The organism is Candidatus Thermoplasmatota archaeon, assembly GCA_035540375.1.
Lineage (GTDB): Archaea > Thermoplasmatota > SW-10-69-26 > JACQPN01 > JAJPHT01 > DATLGO01.
This window is the reverse complement of sequence record DATLGO010000093.1, coordinates 1-3,041: the sequence shown is the minus strand read 5'-3', so window position 1 is coordinate 3,041 and position 3,041 is coordinate 1. Positions and strand designations below refer to the sequence as shown.

The 3,041-nt window shown below is 68.9% G+C and carries 4 protein-coding genes; 2 read left to right on the top strand and 2 right to left on the bottom strand.

The features are described from left to right. Nucleotides 1-150 precede the first annotated feature (150 nt). Both VM889_10825 and VM889_10820 read left to right on the top strand, forming a co-directional pair. Nucleotides 151-393, top strand: coding sequence for a hypothetical protein (locus VM889_10825; protein HVL49040.1), 243 nt, complete (start codon nucleotides 151-153; stop codon nucleotides 391-393). A 128-nt stretch (nucleotides 394-521) separates the two neighbouring features. After that, nucleotides 522-806, top strand: a complete 285-nt coding sequence (locus tag VM889_10820) for a hypothetical protein (protein HVL49039.1) — start codon at nucleotides 522-524, stop codon at nucleotides 804-806. On the opposite strand, the gene VM889_10815 is transcribed toward VM889_10820, so the two are convergent. Beyond that, nucleotides 807-2,705 (bottom strand): PAS domain S-box protein, encoded by a 1,899-nt coding sequence (locus VM889_10815; protein ID HVL49038.1) that lies wholly within the window; start codon nucleotides 2,703-2,705, stop codon nucleotides 807-809. It abuts the gene before it with no gap. Between the two features lie 32 nt (nucleotides 2,706-2,737). Continuing rightward, a partial coding sequence (locus VM889_10810) for a hypothetical protein (protein ID HVL49037.1) occupies nucleotides 2,738-3,041 on the bottom strand: 304 nt, incomplete at its 5' end.

Here is a 3,041-nt window from a genome sequence, read left to right as displayed (position 1 = left end):
GGGGTGGGGCGAGGGGAGCGGCGCCGATGCGCTGGGACGCCCGGGGTTCCTGATAAAGGCTTGGCGCGCGCGGGTCGTCCGGGCCCGGGGGCCTCGTCTCCCTGGGGCCATGAGCGAAGGACTATCCCCCCGGGAAGGCGAGGTCAGGTCATGATCGGAGCCTTCGCCAAGATGCTCGGCGACCGCGACCGCGTGCTCGAAGTGGCCGCCGAGGAGAACGGGTCCCAGGTGAAGCTCACATCCCGGGGCGACGGCACGGGCCAGGTCACGTCCGTGAGCGACGCGCCGCCCGCGGCCTTCGTCGAAAAGATGGCCTACGACGGCGGCGACGTGTACGTCGTCCCGTTCCTCGAGGCCTTCCGCAGCTGGCTCCGCCGCAAGCCGCGGGCGTGAACGGGCCGCAAAGGACGGAAACATTGATGCGGACGGCGGTCCAAGCCGCCCCTCAGTCATGGAAACTTCCGCCCACCGGATCCCAGCGCACGGAAACGACCACACGCCGCGCCTCCGGGGGCGATGAATTGCCGACGCTCATCCGTCGGCTCGAAGGCTCGCTGGTCGAGGTGATGTTCGGAAAACCGATCGAGCCCGGCTCCTCGACCGCCGAGAAGCTCACCGAATTCGCCGCCGACCCCGCCGTCCACCTCATCATGGACGACGAGGACCGGATCACGGGTGTCCAATGCCAGGAGAAGGCGTACATCCGCTTCCTCCAGAGCGTCAACTCCTCGCGCGAAACCATCGCGGCCTTTCGCGCCGCCCTCGACGACTCGAAGAAGGCGTCGCGCGAGCGCATGCGCCGCTGATCACGCGGGCGGGAGCACGACGCGGAACACGGCGCCGCCTTCATCGCGGTTCCGCGCGGTGATGGTGCCTCGGTGGGCCTCCACGAGGCTTCGCGCGATGTACAATCCGATACCCGTGCCGGCGGCGCGCGAGCGCTCGCGGTCGGCCGTGCGCATGAAGGGTCGGAAGCTCGACTCCAGGAGGTCGGCGGGTATGCCGGGCCCCGTGTCCTCGACCTCGATCACGGCGCCGCCCGCCGCGTCCTTGGCGGCGCGGATCCTCACGCGCCCCTCGGCAGGAGTGAACTTGAGGGCGTTCACCACGAGGTTCTCGAGCACCTGCTGGATGCGATCGGGATCGAAGTGAGCCGTCAAGGTCGCGGGCGCGACCACTTCGAACGTGAGTTTGCGTTCCGCGGCAAGGGGCGCGTACATCTCCTCGATCGCCGCGAGCACCGTCACGAGATCGGCATTTCGGGGCGACACGAAGAGTCGCCCCTGCTCGATGCGGGCGACATCGAGGAAATCGCCGAGGAGGGCGCTCAGGCGCCGAGCCTGCGCATCGATCATGGTCAGCGCCCGCGACTGCTCGTCGGTCACGGGGCCACGACGTCCTTCCCTGAGAAGATGGATCTGAAGCAGGATCGGCGTCAAGGGGTTCTTCAGCTCGTGCGAAGCCATCGTGAGGACGCGGCTCTTCCACGCGCTTTCCCCTTCGAGCGTCTGGATCCTCAGCAATCGCTCCGCGGCGACCCGGCTCGCCTCCTCCGAGGCTCGCCTTGCCGTGACGTCCTCGACCATCGCGACCATGAACGGCTTGCGCGGCTCGGCGGGCAGCACGGGAGAAAGCGTGACGCGCGCCCATACGACGTGTCCATCGGGACGGAGGAATCGGGTTTCGACCGTCCTCGCCTCGCCGGGGTCGAGGAGAAGGCGACCGAGGAGACGACGGTCCCGTGATCGGTCGTCCGGATGGGTGAAATCGAAGAGGCTCCGGCCCACGATTTCCTCTGTGGACAAGAGCGCTTCGAAAGCCGGGTTCGCCTCCTCGATCCGGCCGGCGGGGTCGAGCGTCGCGATGCCGAGCGCCGAGCGGTTGAAGATCGCCCGAAACCGCGATTCCGATTCCGCGAGGGCGAGCTCGACGCGCTTGCGATCGGTGATGTCCTGGCAGACGCCGAGGAGCCGTTGGAGCCTGCCGCGGTCGTCGACGACCGCCTGCGCCCACGTGTGCAGGTAACGGATCTCGCCGTCCGATCGAAAGACGCGTTCGTCATGCGAGAACGGTTCATGGTCGCGGAAGACGGATTCCGTCGCCTCGATCACGCGTTGCCGATCGTCGGGATGGACTCTCGTCAGGTAGTCCTGATACGTCGGCGTATGCGTCGCGGGGTCCAGGCCATAGATTCGGTAGAGCTCGGGCGACCACGAGGCCACGGGCTGCGTGACGTCCCATTCCCACGTTCCGAGATGGGCGGTCCCCTCGGCGTCGCTCATGAGGCTCTCGCGGCGTCGCAGCCGCTCTTCTTCCCGCCGTCGACTCGTGACATCGAGCGTGCGCAGGATGATTCCGACGATCAGGTCTCCCTCCCGCACGGGATACGCCGACGCCTGGAACCATCGGGCCTCCGAGCCCACCTCGAGTTGCACGTCGAAGCTCCGTGCGAGTCCGGGGCTCAAGGCGTCCTGGATCGAGAGCGCGACGTCGTAGCGCGCTTCGCGCGGCACGAGATCGAGGAACCGCTTGCCCTCGACGTGTGCCACCGGACCCGCGGCGCGCCGCACGATGCCCTGGCGATCGAGCAGGAACATGGGGTCCGGGGCCTCGCGATGCAGGGCCGCGGCCTCGTCCCACTGGCGCTCGATCGTCCGCGCGACGGGGGTTGTGGCCTCCGCGATCCTTCCCAGGGGGGCGTCCATGATCCTTCGGCGAACCTTGGCGCATCCGGCGCTTAAGGCTTCCCGGCGTCTTCGCCGCCGAGGCGACCGAGCGCGCGGGCGACGCCTTCGCCCATCGCGGCGAGCCGGCGATCCAGGCTTTCGAAGTCGGTGCGGAGCTCGTTCACGTGGGAGAGGAGGCGCGCGCTCTCCTCGCCCATCGGCACGTCGCCGACGTCGGTTGCGGCCTCCGAGAGCGCCGCGTCGAGGCTCTGGAAATACGCGCGAAGCTCCGCAACCTCGGCCGCGAACGCGGCGCCGAGCTCCGTGACCGCGTCCGGCGCGCGCGGCGCCGAGGGCTTCGGCGCGGCCGCGTGG